We start from the raw sequence: 929 nt of genomic DNA on the forward strand, positions 1-929 counted from the left end.
AAGACCAAAATTAGAAAGCCGAAAATGCAAAGAAAAGATGCAACCAACTGATTTTACTTGATAAAACATAACGCCTTGTTAAGGTGTGAGGCACGCTATACCTAAGCCTCCGCATAATACCTTAAACACATAAGCCGACACATAGTAAAAATGCCACGAGTTGCGAATCACTCTTAAGCAACTTGTTATGCCGCTTGGTTGAGGCTAAAATGACCAACATAAAGACCACTTAAGAGACCGATTATATGACCACCAGAATCCTAGCCGATGTTGCTGCAAGCATTACTGAGTTGAAAGCTAACCCTATGAAAGTTGCAACTAGTGCTTACGGCGAACCTGTTGCTGTATTAACCCGACATGAGCCAGCATTTTATTGCGTACCTGCCGAAGCGTACGAAATGATGATGGACAGACTCGAAGATCTTGAACTACTAGCTATCGCTAAAGAGCGTGAATCTGAAGAGAGCATTTCGGTAAATATTGATGACCTATAAACTCGACTTTAAAAAGAGTGCACTCAAAGAGTGGAAAAAGCTTGGCTCTACTCTGCAACAACAATTTAAGAAAAAGCTAATCGAGCGCTTAGATAACCCACATGTTCCGGCTTCAAAGCTTTCTGGAGCTGACAACATGTATAAAATTAAGTTACGTCAATCGGGCTACCGTCTCGTCTACAAAGTTGAAGACGATGTCATCATTGTAACCGTCTTAGCAGTCGGAAAACGCGAACGTAGCGATGTTTACCGTAAAGCCATGAAAAGGTTAGATGACTAATTGCGGTATAACGCCCAATTAAGGTGTGAGGCACGCAATACCGATGCTTCCGCATACCACCTTAAACGCTAAAACCAACGCATAGCAAAAATGCCACGCGTTGCGAATCACTCTTAAACAGTTTGTTATGCTCATTCTTCAAGAGTGCACCGAAA

At 42.1% G+C, this 929-nt stretch carries 2 protein-coding genes; both read left to right on the plus strand.

Going from position 1 to position 929, the window contains the following annotated elements; genetic code table 11:
- The first annotated feature begins 245 nt into the window (after positions 1–245).
- Positions 246–494 carry a type II toxin-antitoxin system Phd/YefM family antitoxin gene (locus tag R7R78_RS24875; RefSeq protein WP_225474465.1) on the plus strand — a complete coding sequence of 83 codons (249 nt, stop codon included), beginning with the start codon at positions 246–248 and terminating at the stop codon, positions 492–494.
- Positions 484–774 (plus strand): type II toxin-antitoxin system RelE family toxin, encoded by a 291-nt coding sequence (locus tag R7R78_RS24880; RefSeq protein ID WP_005377002.1) that lies wholly within the window; start codon positions 484–486, stop codon positions 772–774. The genes R7R78_RS24875 and R7R78_RS24880 overlap by 11 nt, the downstream gene beginning before the upstream one ends.
- Positions 775–929 lie beyond the last annotated feature (155 nt).

The sequence above is a fragment of the Vibrio sp. 2134-1 genome, from assembly GCF_033339495.1.

What these genes read in the sequence shown, in the direction of transcription:
- R7R78_RS24880 (WP_005377002.1), top strand. Translation starts at nt 484, where the DNA reads ATGACCTATAAACTCGACTTTAAAAAGAGTGCACTCAAAGAGTGGAAA.
- R7R78_RS24875 (WP_225474465.1), top strand. Translation starts at nt 246, where the DNA reads ATGACCACCAGAATCCTAGCCGATGTTGCTGCAAGCATTACTGAGTTG.